17 protein-coding genes and 2 pseudogenes are annotated in these 18,978 nt (G+C 73.3%); 7 read left to right on the forward strand and 12 right to left on the reverse strand.

Annotated elements, in window-relative coordinates; all coding sequences use genetic code 11:
- Positions 1-55 precede the first annotated feature (55 nt).
- The gene (locus tag NYF13_RS18420; protein ID WP_315658355.1) at positions 56-763 is read left to right on the forward strand and encodes a DinB family protein; all 708 of its coding nucleotides are present in this window, start codon (positions 56-58) and stop codon (positions 761-763) included.
- A gap of 53 nt (positions 764-816) precedes the next feature.
- On the opposite strand, the gene NYF13_RS18425 is transcribed toward NYF13_RS18420, so the two are convergent.
- Complete coding sequence (locus tag NYF13_RS18425) at positions 817-1,182, reverse strand: DUF2568 domain-containing protein (protein ID WP_315658357.1); 366 nt, start codon at positions 1,180-1,182, stop codon at positions 817-819.
- A 588-nt stretch (positions 1,183-1,770) separates the two neighbouring features.
- Here NYF13_RS18425 and NYF13_RS18430 point away from each other — a divergent pair.
- The 5 genes and pseudogenes from NYF13_RS18430 to NYF13_RS18450 form a co-directional block, all read left to right on the forward strand.
- Positions 1,771-3,066: an extracellular solute-binding protein gene (locus NYF13_RS18430; protein ID WP_315658358.1), complete on the forward strand. Its 1,296-nt coding sequence runs from the start codon at positions 1,771-1,773 to the stop codon at positions 3,064-3,066.
- Positions 3,063-4,049, forward strand: a complete 987-nt coding sequence (locus tag NYF13_RS18435; protein WP_315658359.1) for a sugar ABC transporter permease — start codon at positions 3,063-3,065, stop codon at positions 4,047-4,049. Before NYF13_RS18430 ends, NYF13_RS18435 begins: the two co-directional genes overlap by 4 nt.
- Entirely contained in the window at positions 4,046-4,876 is an 831-nt protein-coding gene (locus tag NYF13_RS18440; protein WP_315658361.1) for a carbohydrate ABC transporter permease, read from the forward strand. The genes NYF13_RS18435 and NYF13_RS18440 overlap by 4 nt, the downstream gene beginning before the upstream one ends.
- Positions 4,877-4,879: 3 nt before the next feature.
- Complete coding sequence (locus tag NYF13_RS18445; RefSeq protein WP_315658362.1) at positions 4,880-6,322, forward strand: glycoside hydrolase family 3 N-terminal domain-containing protein; 1,443 nt, start codon at positions 4,880-4,882, stop codon at positions 6,320-6,322.
- Positions 6,323-6,592: 270 nt separating this feature from the next.
- A pseudogene (locus tag NYF13_RS18450) lies at positions 6,593-6,784 on the forward strand (dihydrofolate reductase); the annotation flags it as partial.
- A 239-nt stretch (positions 6,785-7,023) separates the two neighbouring features.
- Here the strand turns inward: NYF13_RS18450 and NYF13_RS18455 are convergent.
- The 10 genes and pseudogenes from NYF13_RS18455 to NYF13_RS18500 all read right to left on the reverse strand — a co-directional run bounded on the left by NYF13_RS18455 (position 7,024) and on the right by NYF13_RS18500 (position 16,998).
- Complete coding sequence (locus tag NYF13_RS18455) at positions 7,024-7,836, reverse strand: zinc-binding dehydrogenase (protein ID WP_315658364.1); 813 nt, start codon at positions 7,834-7,836, stop codon at positions 7,024-7,026.
- A gap of 46 nt (positions 7,837-7,882) precedes the next feature.
- A pseudogene (locus tag NYF13_RS18460) lies at positions 7,883-8,170 on the reverse strand (hypothetical protein); the annotation flags it as partial.
- A complete protein-coding gene (locus NYF13_RS18465; protein WP_315658366.1) occupies positions 8,125-8,961 on the reverse strand; it encodes an oxidoreductase in 837 nt (278 codons plus the stop codon). The gene NYF13_RS18465 and the pseudogene NYF13_RS18460, both read right to left, overlap by 46 nt.
- A 128-nt stretch (positions 8,962-9,089) precedes the next feature.
- Positions 9,090-11,534: an FAD-dependent oxidoreductase gene (locus NYF13_RS18470; RefSeq protein WP_315658368.1), complete on the reverse strand. Its 2,445-nt coding sequence runs from the start codon at positions 11,532-11,534 to the stop codon at positions 9,090-9,092.
- 16 nt (positions 11,535-11,550) lie between these two features.
- Positions 11,551-11,934, reverse strand: coding sequence for a hypothetical protein (locus tag NYF13_RS18475; protein WP_315658370.1), 384 nt, complete (start codon positions 11,932-11,934; stop codon positions 11,551-11,553).
- Positions 11,931-12,497 (reverse strand): sarcosine oxidase subunit gamma family protein, encoded by a 567-nt coding sequence (locus tag NYF13_RS18480; protein ID WP_315658371.1) that lies wholly within the window; start codon positions 12,495-12,497, stop codon positions 11,931-11,933. Before NYF13_RS18480 ends, NYF13_RS18475 begins: the two co-directional genes overlap by 4 nt.
- The gene (locus tag NYF13_RS18485; protein ID WP_315658372.1) at positions 12,487-15,333 is read right to left on the reverse strand and encodes an FAD-dependent oxidoreductase; all 2,847 of its coding nucleotides are present in this window, start codon (positions 15,331-15,333) and stop codon (positions 12,487-12,489) included. The genes NYF13_RS18480 and NYF13_RS18485 overlap by 11 nt, the downstream gene beginning before the upstream one ends.
- Positions 15,330-15,608 (reverse strand): sarcosine oxidase subunit delta, encoded by a 279-nt coding sequence (locus NYF13_RS18490; protein ID WP_315658373.1) that lies wholly within the window; start codon positions 15,606-15,608, stop codon positions 15,330-15,332. Before NYF13_RS18490 ends, NYF13_RS18485 begins: the two co-directional genes overlap by 4 nt.
- Positions 15,609-15,616: 8 nt before the next feature.
- Entirely contained in the window at positions 15,617-16,846 is a 1,230-nt protein-coding gene (locus tag NYF13_RS18495; protein ID WP_315658374.1) for a sarcosine oxidase subunit beta family protein, read from the reverse strand.
- Positions 16,843-16,998: a hypothetical protein gene (locus tag NYF13_RS18500; protein ID WP_315658376.1), complete on the reverse strand. Its 156-nt coding sequence runs from the start codon at positions 16,996-16,998 to the stop codon at positions 16,843-16,845. The genes NYF13_RS18495 and NYF13_RS18500 overlap by 4 nt, the downstream gene beginning before the upstream one ends.
- Positions 16,999-17,123: 125 nt before the next feature.
- On the opposite strand from NYF13_RS18500, the gene NYF13_RS18505 reads away from it, so the two are divergent.
- Positions 17,124-17,762, forward strand: a complete 639-nt coding sequence (locus NYF13_RS18505) for a GntR family transcriptional regulator (protein WP_315660363.1) — start codon at positions 17,124-17,126, stop codon at positions 17,760-17,762.
- Positions 17,763-17,802: 40 nt separating this feature from the next.
- On the opposite strand, the gene NYF13_RS18510 is transcribed toward NYF13_RS18505, so the two are convergent.
- On the reverse strand, positions 17,803-18,927 hold the full coding sequence (locus NYF13_RS18510; protein ID WP_315658377.1) for an aromatic ring-hydroxylating dioxygenase subunit alpha: 1,125 nt from the start codon (positions 18,925-18,927) through the stop codon (positions 17,803-17,805).
- Positions 18,928-18,978 lie beyond the last annotated feature (51 nt).

The raw sequence follows: 18,978 nt of genomic DNA on the forward strand, positions 1-18,978 counted from the left end.
TCCGGGAAGTCCGGCGTGCCGGTGCCCGGTGACCGCCGCTGGCTAGCCTGTGCCGGTGCGACGCTTCGAGGACGAGGACCTCACCGGTGCGGAATTCCGCGAATGCGACCTCAGCCGCACCCGGCTGGTCGGCGTGGTCATGCGGGACGCCGAGATCGACGGGCTGGTCACCGGGCCGGTGGTCAACGGGGTCGAGGTGATGCCCTACGTGGAGGCCGAGCTCGACCGCCGGTACCCGGTCCGGCCGTTGCTGCGCTCCGGCGATCCGGCCGAGCTCATCGAAGCCTGGCGCCGGCTGCGGCAGGACTGGATCGCGACCACCGAACGGGTTCGGCGCCGGCCGGCGGGCAGTGAGCACCGGCGCGTCGACGGCGAGTGGTCGATCACCGAAACCCTGCGGCACCTCGTGTTCGTGCACGATTCGTGGTTCCGGCGCTGCGTGCTCGGGCTGACCGAGCCGTTCACGGCGCTGGGCCTCGGGCCCGCGGACGGGCCCGGCGACGAGCTCCACCGGACCGGCCCGAGCTTCGACGAGGTGCTCGCCGTGCGCGACCGGCAGGGCGCGGAGCTCGAAGCCTGGCTGGCGCAGGTGACACCGGAGCAGCTCGCCCGCACCGCGCCGGTGCCGGAAGACCAGCGGTGGCCGCCCTACGCCAGGGGCCGTCGCGTCCGGCAGTGCCTGGGCACGGTGCTCACCGAGGAGTTCGAGCACCACCGCTTCTGCGTGCGCGACCTCGACAAGCTGGCCCGGCCGGAAAGCTGAGCCGCCGCCGGTGGCCCGGCACCGAGCTGTGCCCCTCGGCGGACCGGACCGGTTCAGCCGTCCTTGGCGGACACCCGCACCGCGATCGCCGCCGCGACCCCGGCGACGGCCAGCAGGACACCGGTCAGGAGCAGCCCGGCGGCGCTCAGGGCCAGGGCCGCGGTGGCGAAGAGGGCGAACTCCAGGATGAAACGGGTCGGCTCGGGCGCGCGCCGCTTGGCCTTCGGCGCGACGACTAGGGCCCAGATCACCGCGGCCAGTGCGGGCCAGACGACCGCGCCGACGATGTCGAGCAGAACCCCGCCACCGAGCCGCGCGCCGGCCAGGGCGAGCCCGGCGAGCAGGGCCAGCTCCGTGACGAACCGGGCGACGAGCACGAAACCCGCGAAACCGCGCTGAACCGGAGCCGAGGTGGTCATGCCCCGCAGCGTAGCGGCCGGCGGTGCGGGGATCGCCCCCGGCGAAGGACCCCAGAGGAAAGACCACGGAGACACCGGCCCAGTGGATGGCGAGATGCCCGGCGGGGATCACGCCCTTTGCCTGGTAGCCGGTGCTGAACCGGCTCGTCACCGGTCGGGCGGCGGACGCAGATCCCGGGCGCGCGGGCGAGCGGAACGCGACCGCCCGGGCCGCCGCGTTGTCCACTTCCGGCCGGATCCGGTCCCGGCGCTCGCGCGCCCCGGCGGACCACCCCGGACCACTGGACCGGTCCCGGTGCGGCCGATCGGGGGTGGACCCGCGGAAATCCGGGCCCTCCGGCGGGCGGTTCACGGACAACACCGCCGCCCGGGCAGATGCTGTCCGCCAGGGGTTTCCCCTCCGGCCCGGCCCCGGCCCGCCCGCCGCCGGTAACCAGGGGTACACGCAGAGTCAAACCCACGGCCGCGTTTACAACGTCTTGGCAACCGCCTTGACACCGGCTGTGGTCCGGACCACGCTGCTCCACATTGGTCTACACCATTTGTCATTCACCGGCCTGGGGGCCGGGCACCGAAGGGAAGAGACAAGTGAAGCGCTGGCTCAAGCTGGTGGCGGGCGCCGCCGCCATCACCCTCGCGACAGCCGGTTGTGCCGGCTCCGGCGGCGGTGACAACGCCTCGGGCTCGGGGGGTTCCGCCCAGGGGGGCACGTTGACCGTCTGGCTGATGACCGGCTCCGCGCCGACGGACCTGACCACGGCCCTGAACAAGGAGTTCGAGGCCGCGCACTCCGGGGTCAAGGTCGACTACCAGATCCAGCAGTGGAACGGGATCCAGCAGAAGCTCACCACCGCGCTGGCCGGCGACAACCCGCCCGACGTGATCGAGGTCGGCAACACGCAGACCCCGGCGTTCGCCGCGCAGGGCGTGCTGGAGGACCTGACGCCTTCGGTGAACGACCTCAACGGCGCCCAGTGGCTGGCCGGGCTCAAGGCTTCGGGCGAGTACGACGGCAAGACCTACGGGGTGCCGTTCTACGCCGCCAACCGCGAGGTGCTCTACCGCAAGGACCTGTTCGAGCAGGCCGGGATCACCGCGCCGCCGGCCTCGAACGCCGAATGGCTCGACGCCATCGCCAAGCTCAAGGCGAAGTTCGGCAGCGACCCCGGCTTCCAGCCGCTCTACCTGCCGGGCCAGTACTGGTACTCGCTGCTGTCGTTCGTCTGGGACAACGGCGGCGACGTGGCCAAGGCCGACGGCAAGTCGTTCAAGTCCACGCTCGACAGCCCCGGGTCGAAGGCCGGGCTGGAGTTCTACAAGCAGCTCGTGGACGCCTCCGCCACCACCGCGCCGAAGGACAACGACGAGGCCAACCCGGCGCAGGCCGGCATCTACGGCGGCGGCAAGGTCGCGATGTTCATCGGCACCCCGGGCGAGGTGGCCACCGCCGCCAAGACCGACCCGAGCATCACCGGCAAGACCGGCGCCTTCCCGATCCCGGGCCACGCCGCGGGCCGGCCGGCCCCGGTGTTCCTCGGCGGCTCGAACCTCATCGTCCCGGTCAACAGCAAGAACAAGGACCTGGCCAAGGAGTACCTGAAGCTGCTCTCGGGCACCAAGTACATGTCCCAGATGGCCGCCGCCGGGTACGTGCCGGGCACCTCGTCCGACGTCAGCGCCCTGGCCAAGGACCCGCTGGGCGCGGTCATGGCCACCGCCTCGAAGAACGGCCGCGCGGTGCCCACCAGCCCCAAGTGGGGGGAGGTCGAGTCCGGCCAGAACCCGCTCAAGGACATGCTGACCGCGTACCTGACCGGCAAGAAGACCGTCGACCAGGCCACGGCCGACGCGAACGCCGCGCTCGACAAGATCATCGGCGGATGACAGCGACCCAGGAGGCGCCGACGCCGGCGGGGGCCACCCCGCCGGCGTCGGCGCGCGTCAGTCCCGCGAAGCGGCGCCACCGGGCCGGGTTCGGTGAGCGGCTGACGCCCTACCTGCTGCTCCTGCCCGCCCTCGTCGCCGTGCTGGTGCTGCTGGGCTGGCCCACGATCCAGATGCTCGCCATCAGCCTGCGCAAGCTCGACCTGCGCGAGCTGGTGACCGGGAAGATGGTCTGGGTCGGGCTCGCGAACTACACCGGCACCCTGTCCGACCCGGAGTTCTGGTCGGTCACCGTCCGGACCGTCCTGTTCACCGCGGCCCTGGTCGCGGCGACGCTGCTGGTGGCGCTGGGCATCGCGGTGCTGATGCGCCACCTCGCCCCGTTCCTGCGCATCTGCGTGCAGGTCTCGCTGGTGCTGGCCTGGGCGGTGCCGGTGATCGCCACGACCACGGTGTTCCAGTGGATCTTCGACCAGCAGTACGGGATCTTGAACAAGACCCTGGACCGGCTCGGCTTCCACTCCTTCATCGGCTACTCCTGGTTCTCCACCGGGGGCAGCACGCTGACCGTGATCGGGCTGCTGGTGCTGTGGCAGGCCGTGCCCTTCGTGGCGTTCACGCTGTACGCCGGCCTGATCGGCGTGCCGCGCGAGCAGTACGAGGCGGCCGGCATCGACGGCGCCGGTCCGTGGCAGACCTTCCGCGCGGTCAGCTGGCCGGCCATCCGGCCGATCCTGACCATGGTGACGTTCCTGTCGGTGCTGTGGGACTTCAACATGTTCGGCCAGGTCTGGGCCATCCGCCAGGGCGGGCCGGACGGGCAGAGCACCACGCTCGCCATCCTGCAGTACCTCAAGGGCGTCGCCGGCAGCCACTTCGGCAGCGCCGCGGCGATCGCGACCATCATGCTGGTGCTCCTGCTGGCGGTCACCGCCCGCTACGTGCAGTTGCTGGTCCGGACGAAGGACGGGGAGATCGCGTGAAGAAGTCCCTGACCCAGCGGGTCACCCTGGCGGTCGTCGGCACCTTGGTCGCGCTGGTGTTCTTCTTCCCGACGTACTGGATGTTCACCACGTCGCTGAAGACGCCCGGCGAAGTGCTCTCGCCGAAGTACGACCTGATCCCGACCTCGGCGACGCTGGCGAACTTCGCGTCGGCGCTGACCAAGCCGGGGTTCGTCACCTACCTGGGCAACAGCCTGATCGTCACCCTCGGCGCGGTGCTCGCCGCGCTGGTGGTGGGGGTGCTCGCGGCGATCCCGCTGGCGCGGTTCCGCTTCCGCGGGCGCAAGGGCTTCCTGCTGCTGATCCTGATGGCGCAGCTGGCCCCGCTCTCGGCGCTGTTCATCCCGATGTACCTGCTGATGCGCGACATCGGGCTGCTCAACACCCTGCCCTCGCTGCTGCTGGTGTACTTCGCCACGTCGCTGCCGTTCACCGTGTGGATGCTCTACGGCTTCGTCAACGGCATCCCGTACGACCTCGAAGAGGCGGCGATGATCGACGGCTGCAGCCGGACCGGCGCGTTCCGCCGGGTCACGCTGCCGCTGCTGGGCCCGGGGCTGGTGACCACCTCGGTGTTCAGCTTCATCACCGCGTGGAACGAGTTCCTGTTCGCCCTGGTGTTCATGCGCGACCAGTCCAAGCAGACGCTGCCGGTGTGGCTGTCCTCCTTCCGCACGGCGTTTTCGGTGGACTGGGGCGGGGTGATGGCGGCTTCGGTGGTCTACGCCATCCCGGCGCTGGTGTTCTTCCTGATCGTGCAACGCAAGCTGGTGTCCGGCATGACCGCCGGCGCGGTGAAGGGATAACCCTTGTCCGATCCCGGAAAACTGGCCGAAGCCGTCCTGCTGCCCGGCTTCGCCGGCACCACGGCGCCGGACTGGCTGCGGCGGCGCCTGGGCGAGGGCCTGGGCGGAGTGGTCCTGTTCGGCCGCAACGTGGTCGACGACGAGCAGGTCGCGGCGCTCACCGCGGCCCTGCGCGCCGAGCGCGACGACGTCGTGGTCGGCATCGACGAGGAAGGTGGCGACGTCACCCGGCTCGACGTCGCCACCGGTTCGTTCGTGCCCGGGCCGCTGGCCCTCGGCGCGGCCGGCGACCCGGAGCTGACCACCGCCGTCGCCGCGGCGCTGGGCGAACGGCTGGCCGCGTGCGGTGTCACGGTGAACCTGGCGCCGTGCGCGGACCTGACCCTGGCGGAGCAGGACCCGATCATCGGCGTCCGGGCGTTCGGCTCGGACCCGGCGAAGGCTTCGCCGCACGTGGCGGCCTACGTCACGGGAATGCAGCAGTACGGGGTCGCGGCGTGCGCGAAGCACTTCCCCGGGCACGGCGCGGCGACGGAGGATTCGCACGTCGCGCTGCCGGTGCTGCCCCGGACGGTCGAGCAGCTTCGGGAGATCGAACTGGTCCCGTTCGCCGCGGCCATCCGGGCCGGGGTGCGCTCGGTCATGTCCGGGCACCTGGTGGTGCGGGCGTGGGGCGAGGAGCCGGCCACGCTCAACCACACCGCGCTGACCACGGTGCTGCGCGGTGAGCTGGGCTTCACCGGCACGGTGATCACCGACGCGCTGGAGATGGGCGCGGTGTCGGGCGCCTACGGCCGCCACGACGGCCTGGGCCGGGCGGCGGTGCGTTCGCTGGCCGCGGGCGCCGACGCGCTGTGCATCGGCGGCGCGGCCTTCGACGCCGGCACCCTCGACCGGATCACCGCGGCCATCGTGGCCGCGGTCTCCGACGGGACGCTGCCGTGGGAACGCCTCGCCGACGCGGCCGCCCGGACCGCGGCACTGGGCACTTCGCCGGTCCCGGCGCCGCTGCGCCCGGTCGATGACACCCTGGGCCTGGAAGCGGCGCGGGCCGCCCTGCGGGTCCAGGGCTCGCCGCGGCTTTCGGGCCCGCCGCTGGTGGTCGACGTCCACACGGACCCGACCATCGCGGCCGGCCCGATGCCGTGGGGGCTCGGCCCGCACCTGCGCGCGCTGGTGCCGGGCACCCGGGTGCTGACCGCGGGCCCGGACGACGCCGCGCTGGTCCGCTCGGCCGCCCGGGAGACCGGGCGCGTGGTCGTGGTGACCCGTGAGGCGCACCGGCACCCGGCGGTGCTGGCCCTGCTCGCCGAACTGTCCGATGTGGACTACATCCGGGTCGAGACCGGCGTGCCGGGGCCGGGTCCCGTGACCGGCGACCGGATCGACACCTTCGGCGGCTCGCACGTCAGCCTGCGCGCGGCGGCGGAGTACCTGGCTTCCTGAACCGGCGGGCAGGCGCGGCGCGCCGAAACCGGGCCCGTGGGCTCCCCCACCGGTAGCTTGGGCCCTGAACCACGTCCGGAGGGAAGGCGAGGACCGGGTGCGCACACTGGCGATCACGCAGAACATCACCGTGGACGGCTCGATCGAGATGCTGAGCGACTGGTTCGACGCCCAGGGCCGGGGCCGGGCCACGCCGGCCTGATCGAAACCCTCGGCGCCGACAGCCGGGCGTCGGACGCGCTGGTCCTCGGCCGCCGGACCTTCGAAGACCTGCGCGGCTACTGGCCGGACCAGGTGGACGACGCCACCGGCGTGGCCGAGCACCTGAACCGGGTTCGCAAGTACGTCGTCTCCGCCACGCTGACCGATCCGGCCTGGGCCGACTCGACCGTCCGGCCGGGTGACCCGGTCCGCTGGATCCGGGAGCTCGAGCAGCGGCCCGGCCGCGACATCGTGGTCACCGGGAGCATCGCGGTGAGTCACGCGCTGATCGAGGCCGGGCTGGTCGACCAGTACCGGCTGTCACCTACCCGGTGGTCCAGGGGCACGGCCGCCGGTTGTTCCCGGACGGGTTCGCCCTGCCCCGGCTGCGGCTGCTGGAGAGCCAGGCGTTCGAATCGGGAATCACGTTCTCCCGGTACGGGGTGCGGTAGACCCCCATCGCAGGGACCGAGAGCTTCCGGCCGGCCGTGGATCCGGGGTCAGCCCGGCCGCGGGTCGACCAGGATCTTGGGTCCGGCCAGGGCGCCGGGCGGCCGTTCCCCGGCGAGGACGGCCGCGACCCCGTCCAGCCCGACCGTCGCCGCCACCAGCGGGCGCGGGTCGACCTCGCCGCGGGTGTAGGCGCCGATCGCCCCGGCCAGGCCCGGGGACGCGCTCAGGATGCCGACCGCGGTCACGTCCTTGAACACCAGCGAACGGCTGTCCACCGGGCTCGGGGAGCCGGCCAGTCCGATGCAGACCAGCCGGCCGGCCGGTTCGACCAGCTCCAGCGCCCGGGCCGGGGCCGCCGGGTCGTTGGTGGCGTCCACCACGGCGTCGAACGGCGGGGCCGGCCCCTCCGCCGTCGCCGGGAAACCCAGCGAGCGCGCGAACTCCAGCGACCACGGCGTGGTCCCGGCCAGGTGCACCTCGGCGCCCGCCGCGCGGGCGAACAGGGCCGTCAGCAGGCCGATCGTGCCCGGGCCGAGGACCAGGACCCGGGCCCCGGAGCGCTCGCCGGGAGCCCCGGACCGTGCCCCGACGGCGGCCCGGGCGGCCCGGATCGCGTTGCCGCCCGGTTCGGCCAGCGCGCCCAGTTCCGGGGAGAGCCCGGGCGGCAGCTCGTGCAGCGAGCTCACCGGTACGGCCAGGCGTTCGGCCAGCGCCCCGGCGCGGCCGCCGCGGATGCCGACCTCCTCGCGGGCTTCGCAGGTGTGCTGGTGGCCGCCGCGGCACCGGCGGCAGCGCCCGCAGCCGAGCATGGTGTCGCCGACCGCACGCCGGCCGACACCAGCCCGGGTGCACGTCCTCACCGGCGGCCACCACCGTGCCGCACCACTCGTGGCCGAGCCGCATCGGGTAGCGCGCGTGGCCCTCGGCCAGGTACGGCATCTCCCCGGTGAAGAACTCGACGTCGGTGCCGCACACCCCGGCCCGTTCGACCTCCACCACCACCTCGCCCGCGCCGGGTTCCGGCTCGGGGACCTCGGCCACCCCGGCCTCACCCGGCCCGTACACCACGAACGCCCGCACCCGCCCGATGCTAGTGCCCCCGTGCGGGTGCGCGACGGTTCCCACCGGCCCGCTCCCCCGCGAGCCGGTCACTGCCCCGGCGGGAAGTCCGCGGCCCGGCTGACCTCGGCCCACTGCCGCGCTTCCGCGGCCCGCGAGTCCGAGGACCGGGCCGCCAGCTCCACCGCCGAAGCGCCCAGCAGCAGCCGCAGCGGCGGCTCGGGATGGGCGAGGACCTCGAGGATGATCCGCGCCGCGCGCGCCGGGTCGCCGGGCCAGGACGCGGCGTCGCGGCGGCGGCGGTTCATCGCGCCCACGGTCTGCTCGTAGTCCGGGCCGACCGGCGCGACGGCCATCGACGAGCCCGCCCAGTCCGTCCGGAACGGGCCCGGCTCCACGATCAGCACCTTGACCCCGAACGGTTCCACCTCGGTGGACAACACCTCGGAGAAACCCTCGACGGCGAACTTGGCCGCCTGGTAGGCACCCATCCCGGGCGACCCGCCGACCCGCCCGCCGACCGAGGAGAACTGCACGATGTACCCCGAACGCCGGGCCCGCAGCACCGGCAGCGCCGCCTTGGTGACGTTCACGACGCCGTGGAAGTTCGCGTCGATCTGCGCGCGGAAGTCCTCGTCGGACATCTCCTCGATCGGCGCGGAGGCGGCGTAACCGGCGTTGTTCACCACCACGTCGAGCGAGCCGAACTCCGCCACCGCGGTCCGGACGGCGGCCCGTGCCGCCGCCGCGTCGGTGACGTCGAGGGCGACCGCGCGCACGCGTTCGCCGTACTCGCCGACGAGGTCGTGCAACTGCTCCGGCCGCCGCGCGGTGGCGACCAGCCGGTCGCCGTTCTCGAGCACCGCGCGGGCCAGCTCACGGCCGAAACCGCGGGAGCTACCGGTGATGAGCCAGGTCTTGGCCATGGAAACCTTCTCTGAGGGAGGCGATCTTCACCGTCCATCAGACACCTGCGCCGCCAGCGAGTCAACCAACCGGTTGGTTAGTTAGCTCACCGGTGGGCCCGTCCCGGCCGGAGGCGGCCCGGACCGGCTCAGCGCCGGATCCGCGCCATCCCGGGGTCGACCAGCGGCTCGGCCGCCACCGTGGCCGCGACCCGGCGCCCGAAGTACTCGATCTCCACCGGATCGCCGATGTCCACAGTGGCCGGGAGCCAGGCGTACGCGATCGGGCGCCCCACGGTGTAGCCGTAGGCCGCGCTGGTCACGTACCCCGCCGCGGCGCCGCCGACGAACACCGGCTCCTTCCCGAGCACCACGGTGCGGCCGTCGTCCACGGTCAGGCAGCGCAACCGCCGCGCCGCGGTTTCCCCGCTGCGGCCGTCGATCGCCTCCCGGCCCGTGAACGGCCCCTTCGCCGGCCGGACGGCGAACCCGACCCCGGCCTCGTACGGGTCGTGCTCCGTGGTCATGTCCGTGCCCCACAGCCGGTAGCCCTTCTCCAGCCGCAGGCTGGTGAACGCCGCCCGTCCGGCCGCGATCACGCCCAGCCCCTGCCCGGCCACCCACAGCGCGTCCCACAGCCGCAGGCCGTTGTCCGCCCCGGTGTAGACCTCCCAGCCGAGTTCGCCCACGTAGGACAGCCGCATCGCGGTCACCGGCACCCCGGCGATCCGCGCCCGGCGCGCGCGGAAGTACTTCAGCCCGGTGTGCGAGAAGTCCTCTCGCGACAGCGGCTGCACCAGGTCCCGCGCGAGCGGGCCCCACACCCCGATGCAGCAGGTCGCCCCGGTGATGTCGCGGACCCGCACGTCGGTGACACCACCGGCCCGCTGCGCGTCGAGGTAGGCGAGGTCGATGGCGCCGTTGATCCCGACCTGGAACAGCTCCGGCTCCAGCCGCGCCACGGTGACGTCGCTGCGCACCCCGCCGGCCTCGTCGAGCATCAGCGTGTAGGTGACCGAGCCGACGGACTTGTCGAGCTGGTTGGTGGTCAGCCGCTGCAGGAACCCCAGCGCCCCCGGCCCGCTCACCTCGACCCGCTTGAGCGGGGTCATGTCGTAGAGCGCCACGCCGTTGCGGGTGTGCCAGGCCTCCGCCGCGACGATCGGCGAGTGGAACCGGGCGGCCCAGTCGTCCCGCTCGGGCGGCCGGGCGCCGGCCGGGAGCCGCTCGAGCAGCGGCGCGTTCGCTTCGAACCAGTGCGGCCGTTCCCAGCCGCCCGCCTCCAGGAACACCGCGCCCAGCTCGCGCTGCCGCCGGTGGAACGGGCTCACCCGCAGCTCGCGCGGGGAGAGCCTGGGTTGCAGCGGGTGCAGCACGTCGTAGATCTCCACGAAGTTCTGCTGCGAGGTCTCGCTCACGTACTCCGGCGCGAGCTGCACCTCCTCGAACCGGTGCAGGTCCAGCTCGTGCAGATCGGTTTCGGACCGGCCGTGCACCAGCAGCTCGGCCACGGCCTTGGCGATGCCGGCCGAGTGCGTCACCCAGATCGCCTCGGCGATCCAGAAGCCGCGGACCTCGGGCGACTCCCCCACCAGCGACTGGCCGTCCGGGGTGAAGGAGAAGATCCCGTTGAAGCCCTCTTCGATCTCGGTCCGCCGCAGGGCGGGCAGCAGCAGCCGGCTCTGCTCCCACGAAGGCGCGAAGTCCGCTTCGGTGAACGGCAGCATCGAGGGCATCGACGCCTCGGTCACCGTTTCCGAGGGCGCGCTCGGCTCCACCGGCATCGGCCGGTGCGCGTAGGAGCCGATGCCGATCCGGTCGACGTGCTCGCGGAAGTACAGGTCCTGGTCCTGGTGGCGCAGGATCGGCCGGCTCGCCTCCCCCGTCCGGCCGGCCAGCTCGGCCAGCGGCCCGGTCTTGGCGTACTGGTGCGCCAGCGGCAGCAGCGGCACGTCCAGGCCCGCCATGGCGCCGATCTCCCGACCCCAGAACCCGGCGCACGACACGACGACGTCCGCCGCGAACTCGCCCTGGCCGGTCTCGACGCCGGTGACCCGCCCGCCCGACTGCCGGAGGCCGGTCACCCGCGTGCCCCCGATGAACCGGGCGCCGCGTGATTCCGCCCGCCGCGCCAGCGCGACCACCGCGCGTGAAGCCGCGGCCAGCCCGTCGGTCGGCACGTACAGCGCGCCCAGCACGGCCGAGCCGTCGAGCAGCGGCCAGCGCTCGACGCACTCGTCCGCGTCGATCAGCCGCGCCTCGACCCCCCACGACGTGGCCCAGCCCTGTTTGCGCTTCAGGTCCGCCCAGCGCGCCGGGGTACTGGCCACCTCCATGCCGCCGACCTGGTCGAAGCAGGGCAGGCCGTCGACTTCGAGCCCGCGCAGCTTCTCCACGGTGTAGCCCGCGAACTCGGTCATCGCCTTCGAGGCGTTGGTCTGGAACACCAGACCGGGCGCGTGGGAGGTCGAGCCGCCGGTCAGCGGCAGCGGGCCCTGGTCGAGCACGGTGACCTCGGTCCAGCCGCGGGCGGTGAGCTCGTCGGCGAGGTTGGCGCCCACGATTCCGGCGCCGATGATCACGACACGGGTCATGAGAACTCCTTGCTGGTCAGCGGAAGACGACGGTGCTGTTGCCGGTGAGCAGGACGCGGATCCGCGCCCCGAGGCTGCCCGAGCGCCAGCGGAAGCGCAGGTCGTCGAGACAGTGCCCGACCTTCGAGACCGGCGCCAGCACCCGGTCCGGCTCGGCCCCGCAGATCCGGAACTCCCTGCCGAACTCGCCCGCCACCGGCGCGGAGGCCCGGGCCAGTTCGTCCACAGTGGATTCGCCGCAGCGGGACCCGGTGCGCAGGAACAGCGATCCGCGTACGTCGTCGTCGAACTGCTGGTGCTCCACGAGGTCGCAGCCGGGCCCGGCCAGGAACGCGGTGACCGCGTGCCCGAGGCCCGAGCGCTCGGGGCAGCGCAGGGTCAGGGTGAAGGGCTCGGTCATGCCCGCTCCCGGTGTTCTTCGGCCGCGTCGGCCAGCCACGCGGCGAAGTAGGGCGCGAACGACTGCCGCACCAGCACCGTGTACCGCTGCCCGCCGCGCACCAGCAGGATCACCCCGGTCCGCGCCAGCAGCGTCTGCACGCAGGTGCCGGGCGGGGCCGCCTTCGGGTGCAGGTCGAGCGAACAGCCGTGGGCCAGCACTTCCCGCACCGCCGGCCCGGCCAGTTCCACGGTGGTGCGCTGGGCCGAGGTGTCGGTCACCGCGCCCACCACCACCGCCTCCCGCAACGCGGGCTCCAGCGCGGTCACACCGGGCGCGGCCAGCACCAGGTACTCGTCCGGGCCCAGCCACAGCACGTCCACCGCACCGGACTCGCCCGGGCCGGAGACGAAGGTGCACGCGGCGGGCAGCGGGACCCCGAGCACCGCGCCCACCGCCTCGTGGCCCTCACGGACCCGGAGCGTGAGCTGGGTCAGGAAGGGCTCCTCCCGGGCGCCGAGCACCTCGGGGAGCCGGGCCGCCCACTCACCGAGCGGGGGGCGGCGCAGACTTTCAGCCGTCACGGCGGGTTCCTTCCGGGTCGAAGAGCACGGAACCGGTCACGGTCACCGGCACCACTTCATCGCCGACGGGCACGTACAGCGTCTCGCCCACGCGCTCGCGCCCGGACCGCACCAGGGCCAGCGCGAAGGTCCGCTCCAGCGCCGCGCTGCGGTAGCTGGAGGTCACGTGGCCGAGCATCCGCACCGGCGGCTCCGGCACGTGCGCGGTCTCGATCAGCTGCGCGCCCTCGGGCAGCAGCACCGCCGGGTCCACCGGCAGCAGGCCGACGAGCTGCTTGCGGTCGGGCCGGCGGTTCTCCGGCCGCGCGAACGAGCGCTTGCCGAGGAAGTCGGGCTTCTTCTTCGACACCGCCCAGTCCAGGCCGAGGTCCTGCGGGGTGACCGTGGCGTCGGTCTCCTGGCCGATGATCGGGTAGCCCTTCTCGGCGCGCAGCACGTGCATGGTCTCGGTGCCGTAGGGCGTGATGCCGTGCTCGGCGCCGGCGGCCATCAGCGCTTCCCAGAGCGCGGTCCCGTACCAGGAGGGCACGGTGACCTCGTAGGCCAGCTCGCCGGAGAAGCTGATCCGGCCGATCCGCGCGGGGATCCCGGCCACCTCGGCGTCGCGCCAGGTCATGAAGCCGAACGCCGCGTTGCCCACGTCCAGGCCCGGGGCCAGCGCGCCGAGCACGTCCCGCGAGCGCGGCCCGACCAGCGGCAGAGTCGCCCAGTGCTCGGTCACCGAGGTGGCGAACACCCGCAGGTGCGGCCACTCGGTCTGGAGCCACTCCTCCATCCACTCCAGCACCATCGCCGCGTTGCCGGTGGTGGTGGTGACCAGGAAGCGGTCCTCGGCCGCCCGCAGCACCGTGCCGTCGTCGATCACCATCCCGTCGACCCCGCACAGCACGCCGTAGCGGATGCGGCCGGTCTTGAGCGTGCTCATCGTGGTGGTGTAGAGCAGGTCCAGGAACACCGCGGCGTCCGGTCCCTGCACGTCGATCTTGCCGAGGGTGGACCCGTCCATCAGGGCCACTCCGGTGCGCGCGGCCCGGCACTCCCGCAGCACCGCGGCGGCCCGGTCCTCCCCCGGGCGCGGGTAGTACCACGGGCGCTTCCACTGGCCGACGTTCTCGAACTCGGCCCCGTGCGCGACGTGCCACGCGTGCAGCGCCGTGACGCGGACCGGGTCGTGCAGTTCGCCGCGGTTGCGCCCGGCCAGCGCGGCGAACGCGACCGGGGTGTAGGGCGGGCGGTAGGTGGTCGGCCGCTGCCCGGCCGGGTCCAGCCCGAGCGCTTCGGCGGTGATGCCCGCGGCGAGCGAGCCGGAGGTCTTGCCCTGGTCGTGCGCGGTGCCGATGGTGGTGTAGCGCTTGATGTGCTCCAGCGAGCGCAGCCCGGCGCCCGTGGCCCGCAGCACGTCGGACACCGTGGCGTCGCGCTGGAGGTCGACGAAGCGTGTGTCCACTTCGGACTCGCCTCCCGGCACCAGCCACCGCACCGCGGACGGCCGCTGCGGGGGCGGCGCGTCCGAGACGGGCAACGGCGGCTCACCAACCGGGGTGAACCCGGCCGCGGCCAGCGCCGCGGCACCGGCGGACCGGCCCTCGCGGACGCAGCCCGCGAAGTCCGCCGTGCCGGTGGCCGAACCCGCGACCCGGGCCGTCGGCAGTTCCCCGTCGGGCCCGTGGGCGCCCAGCCCGGCGTCGTACCGCAGCTTCCCGCGCGCCTGGCTGAACAGGTGCACGGCCGGGTTCCAGCCCCCGGAAACCAGCAGGACGTCGCAGGTGACCGCTTCCCCGGACGGCCCGACCAGCGCCGCGCCCACCCGGCCGGTCCCCCCGGCGCCGCTCTCGGTGCCGGTCACCACGCTGCCGGTGCGGACCTCGATCCCGCGCTCGGCGCAGGCGGCGGCCCACCGGTCCGGGGCCTGCGGACGGGCGTCGGCGACGAGCGCGATCTCCACCCCGGCGTCGGCCAGGTCGACCGCGGCGGCGTACGCGCTGTCGCCGGTGGTGAACAGCACCGCGCGGCGGCCGGGAAGCACGCCGTAGCGGTGCAGGTAGGTGCGCGCGGCCCCGGCGAGCAGGATGCCGGGCCGGTCGTTGTCCGCGAAGACCACGGGCCGCTCGTGCGCACCGGTGGCGAACACGGTCTGCTTCGCCCGGATGCGCCAGACCCGTTGCCGCGCCCGGTGTCCCGGCGCGGCCGCGCCGAGGTGGTCGGTGCGGCGCTGCAAGGCGAGCACGAACCCGTCGTCGTAGGCGCCGAACGCCGTCGTGCGGTCCAGCACCAGCACGTCCGGCGTCTCCCGCAGCTCGGCCGCGACCGCCTGCGCCCACTCGGCCGCGGGCCGGCGGCCGACGTGCTCGCCGGAGCCCAGCAACGAACCGCCCGGCTCCGGCTGGTCGTCCACGAGCACCACCCGCGCCCCGGACCGCGCCGCCGTGCGCGCGGCGCAGAGGCCGGCCGGGCCCGCGCCGACGACCAGCACGTCGCAGTGCACGTGCTGGGCATCGTACCGGGCGGGGTCGGGCTCGGGGCCCAGACGACCCCGGCCGGGCAGCCCGCGCGCGGCGAGTCCTTCGAACAGCTCCACCGTGGTGGCGCTCAGCATCGGCTCGGGGAACGGTGCGTCCAGCTGCACCAGCGCGGTGGGGTCCTCGACCCCGGCGGCCATGATGCCGCGCGGGCGGCCGAGGCGGATGCTGGTGGCGACCCGGTGGACCCCGTTCGCGAGCAGCGCCGAGGCGAGCGTGTCCCCGGGGTGACCGGTCAGCTCCCGGCCGTCGAAGGTGAAGTTCAGGGTCGTGCCGCGGTCGACGCGACCGCCCGCGGGGAGCCGGAACTCGGTCACGGGGTCACCGGCCGGGGCTCGTCGAGGCGGTAGACCGCCAGCAGATCGTGGGTGCGGGTGTCGCGCACGGCGTTGAACCAGCGGCGGCAGCCCGCGCGGTGGCTCCACCGCTCGGCCAGCGGCCCGCTCGGGTTGGCCCGGAAGAAGACGAACTTCGCCCACTCCTGGTCCGAAAGCGCCGACGGGTCGGCGGGGTAGGCGACGTGGGCCTGGCCGCCGTAGTGGAATTCGGCCTCTTCACGCGGCCCGCACCACGGGCAGGGGATGAGTTGCATCGAGGCTCCTAATGCGCGACGGCGGCGGCGCCGTGCTCGTCGACGAGGGCGCCGGTGGTGAACCGGTCGAGGGTGAACGGCGCGGCGTAGGGGTGCGGCTCGCCCTTCGCGACGGTGTGCGCGAAGCAGTCGCCGACCCCGGGCGTGGCCTTGAAGCCGCCGGTGCCCCAGCCGCAGTTGAGGAACAGGTTCTCCACCGGGGTCAGCCCGACGATCGGCGACGCGTCCGGCGTGACGTCGACGATGCCGGCCCAGGTGCGCAGCAGGTGCGCCCGGGCGAACACCGGGAACAGCTCCAGCGCCGCCGCCATCTGCTCCTCGATGATGTGGAACGAGCCGCGCTGGCCGTACCCGGAGTAGCTGTCGATGCCCGCGCCCATCACCAGTTCGCCCTTGTGCGCCTGGGAGACGTAGACGTGCACGGCGTTCGACATCACCACGGTCGGGTGCACCGGCTCCAGCAGCTCGGAGACCAGCGCCTGCAACGGGTGCGAGACCAGCGGCAGGTCGATCCCGGCCATCCGGGCCAGCACCGAGGAGTGCCCGGCGGCGCACAGCGCGACCTTGCCCGCGGCGATCCGGCCGCGGCCGGTCTCCACCGCCGTGACCCGCCCGTCGCGCTGCTCGATCCCGGTGACCTCGCAGTTCTGGATCAGGTCGACGCCCATCGCGGCGGCGGCGCGGGCGAAGCCCCAGGCCACGTAGTCGTGCTTGGCGATGCCCGCCCGCGGCTGGAAGGTCGCCCCGAGCACCGGGTAGCGCACCTCGGGCGCGGTGTTCACGATCGGGCAGATCTCCTTGACCCGCGCGGCGTCCACCCATTCCGCGTCGATGCCGTTGAGCTGGTTGGCCTCGACCCGGCGCCTGCTGTCGCGCACGTCCTGCAGGCTGTGCGCCAGGTTGAGCACCCCGCGCCGGCTGAACAGGATGGGGTAGCCGAGGTCTTCTTCCAGGCCCTCCCACAGTTTCAGCGAGTGCTCGTAGATGCCGGAGCTCTCGTCCCACAGGTAGTTGGAGCGGATGATCGTGGTGTTGCGGGCCATGTTCCCGCCCCCGAGCCAGCCCTTCTCCAGCACCGCCACGTCGGTGATGCCGTGCACCTTCGCCAGGTAGTAGGCGGTGGCCAGTCCGTGCCCGCCGCCGCCGACCACCACCACGTCGTAGGCGCGCTTCGGATCCGGGTCGTGCCAAAGGAAATCCGGGTGCTCCGGCAGTGCGGCGCCGGGGGTACGGGTCATCGGCCGGCTCCCCGGCCGCCCGGATGAGGCGGCACGTCGGCGAACTTCGCGCCGAAGAACGCTTCACCGCAGCCGCGAATCATCCCGGGCAGGCCGGAATCCTGCGGGAAGGACGCGAGCGCGGCGCCCGCCCCCTCGATGGTCGTGGTCATTCCTGCCTGCTTCCGTCGGACACGGGCTGGTCGACTACTGATATATCAACCTTCGCTGTAGGCTAGGCCCGGTGAGCACACGGGTCAACACTCCACCGGCCGCCACCGGGCGATCGGCCGCTTCGATGCCGGTCACCGGGCCTTCGCTGGCCGAGCAGGCCTACCTGTTCGTCCGCGACCGCCTGGTCGTGCTCGACATCAAACCGGGCGAGCCGATCAACGAGGAATGGCTGGGCGGTTCGCTCGGCATGGGCCGCACGCCGATCCGCGAAGCGCTCAAGCGCCTGGAGACCGAGCGCCTGGTCGTCGCCTACCCGCGGCGGGGCACGTTCGCCACCGACGTCAACATCTCCGACCTCGCGCACATCTCCGAGGTCCGCCGCACGCTGGAGCCGGCCGCCACCGCGGCGGCCGCCGCACGCGCGACCGACGAGGACCGTGAGCGCCTGAGCGCCCTGCGCGGGCGGCTCGACACCGGTCAGCCCGCGGGGAACGCCGACCTGCTGCGCATCGACCTCGAACTGCACCGGGCCGTGTACGCCTGCGTGCACAACCCGTTCCTCGAAGACACCCTGATCCACTACGACAACCTCGCCACCCGGATCTGGTGCGTGTTCCTGCCCCGCCTGCGCGGGATGGCCGGCCACGTGGACGAGCACGCCCCCCTGCTCACCGCCATCATCGACGGCGACGCGGAGAAGGCCGCGGAGCTCACGCTCGCCCACGTGAGCGGCTTCGAACAGGCCATCCGCGCGCTGATCTAGCCGTGCCGCGCCCCGGGCGGTTCCCCCCGGCCCGGGCCGCTCACGAGTCCCCGGTCCGCGCGCGGACCCAGTCGTGGAACGCGCCGATGTGGTGCTCGCTCGGCACCAGCACCCCGCCGCGGGCGTAGGAGCGCGAGCCCATCGCGAGCTGGCAGCGCTCGCAGGCCTCGAAGTCCTGCTGGTTGACCCGGTGGAACAGCTCGACCGAGCGGCTCAGGTCCACTCCGGACTCCACCACCCCCGGCAGGTACAGCCAGTCGCAGCGGACGATCGTGCGGTCCGGGGCGAGCGGGAACATCCGGTGCAGGATCACGTGGTCCGGCACCAGGTTCACGAACACCTGCGGCCGGACGGTGATCGCGTAGTACCGGCGGTCCTGGTGCTCCCCCACCCCGGGCAGCCGCTCGACGCCCGCGCTGCCGTCGACGGTGAACCCGGCGACCTCCTCGCCGAATTCGGCGCCGTGGCCCACGTAGTACTGCGCGGCGTACCCACCGGCGAACTCCGGCAGCACCTCGGTCAGCTCCGGGTGGATCGTGGCGCAGTGGTAGCACTCCATGAAGTTCTCGACGATCTGCTTCCAGTTCGCCTGCACGTCGTACTCGATGCGCCGGCCCAGCGCCAGGTCCTCGATCCCGTACGCGTCGAGCTCCGCGGTCCCGCCGAGCCGGTCGGCGACGTCGGCCATCACCGTGCCCTCGAACGAAGGCGGCTCACCGGCCAGGCTGACCCAGGCGTAACCGAGCCATTCACGCAGGTGTACCCGGGTCAGCCCGTACTCGGTGCGGTCCACATCGGGCATGCCGGTGAGGTTCGGCGCGGCGATCAGCTTGCCGTCCAGCCCGTAGGTCCAGGCGTGGTACGGGCACTGGAACGCCCGCTTGACCTGTCCCGCCTCGCCGGTGCACAGCCGGGCGCCGCGGTGGCGGCAGACGTTGAGGAAGGCGTTGAGCTTCCCGTCGCGCGCCCGCGCGACCAGCACGCTCTCCCGCCCGATCGGCACGGTCTCGAACGCCCCGGGCGCGGCCAGGTCGGCGCAGCGCACGGCGCAGAACCAGTCGGTTTCGAAGATCTTCTCCTGCTCCCGCGCGAAGATCCCGGGATCGGTGTAGTGCCGGCCGGGCAGCGTGGGCAGCAGGCTCTGCGGCAGATCGGTGGTGGTCACCGGCGGAATTCCTCTCCGGGCGGTTCGGTTCGGGGGGAGCCAGCAAGAGCA

It is taken from the genome of Amycolatopsis sp. PS_44_ISF1 (genome assembly GCF_032335455.1).
Lineage (GTDB): Bacteria > Actinomycetota > Actinomycetes > Mycobacteriales > Pseudonocardiaceae > Amycolatopsis.

Bases quoted from the DNA above. Each gene is read 5' to 3' on its own strand.
- NYF13_RS18425 (WP_315658357.1), bottom strand. From the start codon at position 1,182: ATGACCACCTCGGCTCCGGTTCAGCGCGGTTTCGCGGGTTTCGTGCTC.
- NYF13_RS18435 (WP_315658359.1), top strand. From the start codon at position 3,063: ATGACAGCGACCCAGGAGGCGCCGACGCCGGCGGGGGCCACCCCGCCG.
- NYF13_RS18465 (WP_315658366.1), bottom strand. From the start codon at position 8,961: ATGGCCAAGACCTGGCTCATCACCGGTAGCTCCCGCGGTTTCGGCCGT.
- NYF13_RS18470 (WP_315658368.1), bottom strand. From the start codon at position 11,534: ATGACCCGTGTCGTGATCATCGGCGCCGGAATCGTGGGCGCCAACCTC.
- NYF13_RS18475 (WP_315658370.1), bottom strand. From the start codon at position 11,934: ATGACCGAGCCCTTCACCCTGACCCTGCGCTGCCCCGAGCGCTCGGGC.
- NYF13_RS18490 (WP_315658373.1), bottom strand. From the start codon at position 15,608: ATGCAACTCATCCCCTGCCCGTGGTGCGGGCCGCGTGAAGAGGCCGAA.
- NYF13_RS18495 (WP_315658374.1), bottom strand. From the start codon at position 16,846: ATGACCCGTACCCCCGGCGCCGCACTGCCGGAGCACCCGGATTTCCTT.
- NYF13_RS18500 (WP_315658376.1), bottom strand. From the start codon at position 16,998: ATGACCACGACCATCGAGGGGGCGGGCGCCGCGCTCGCGTCCTTCCCG.
- NYF13_RS18505 (WP_315660363.1), top strand. From the start codon at position 17,124: ATGCCGGTCACCGGGCCTTCGCTGGCCGAGCAGGCCTACCTGTTCGTC.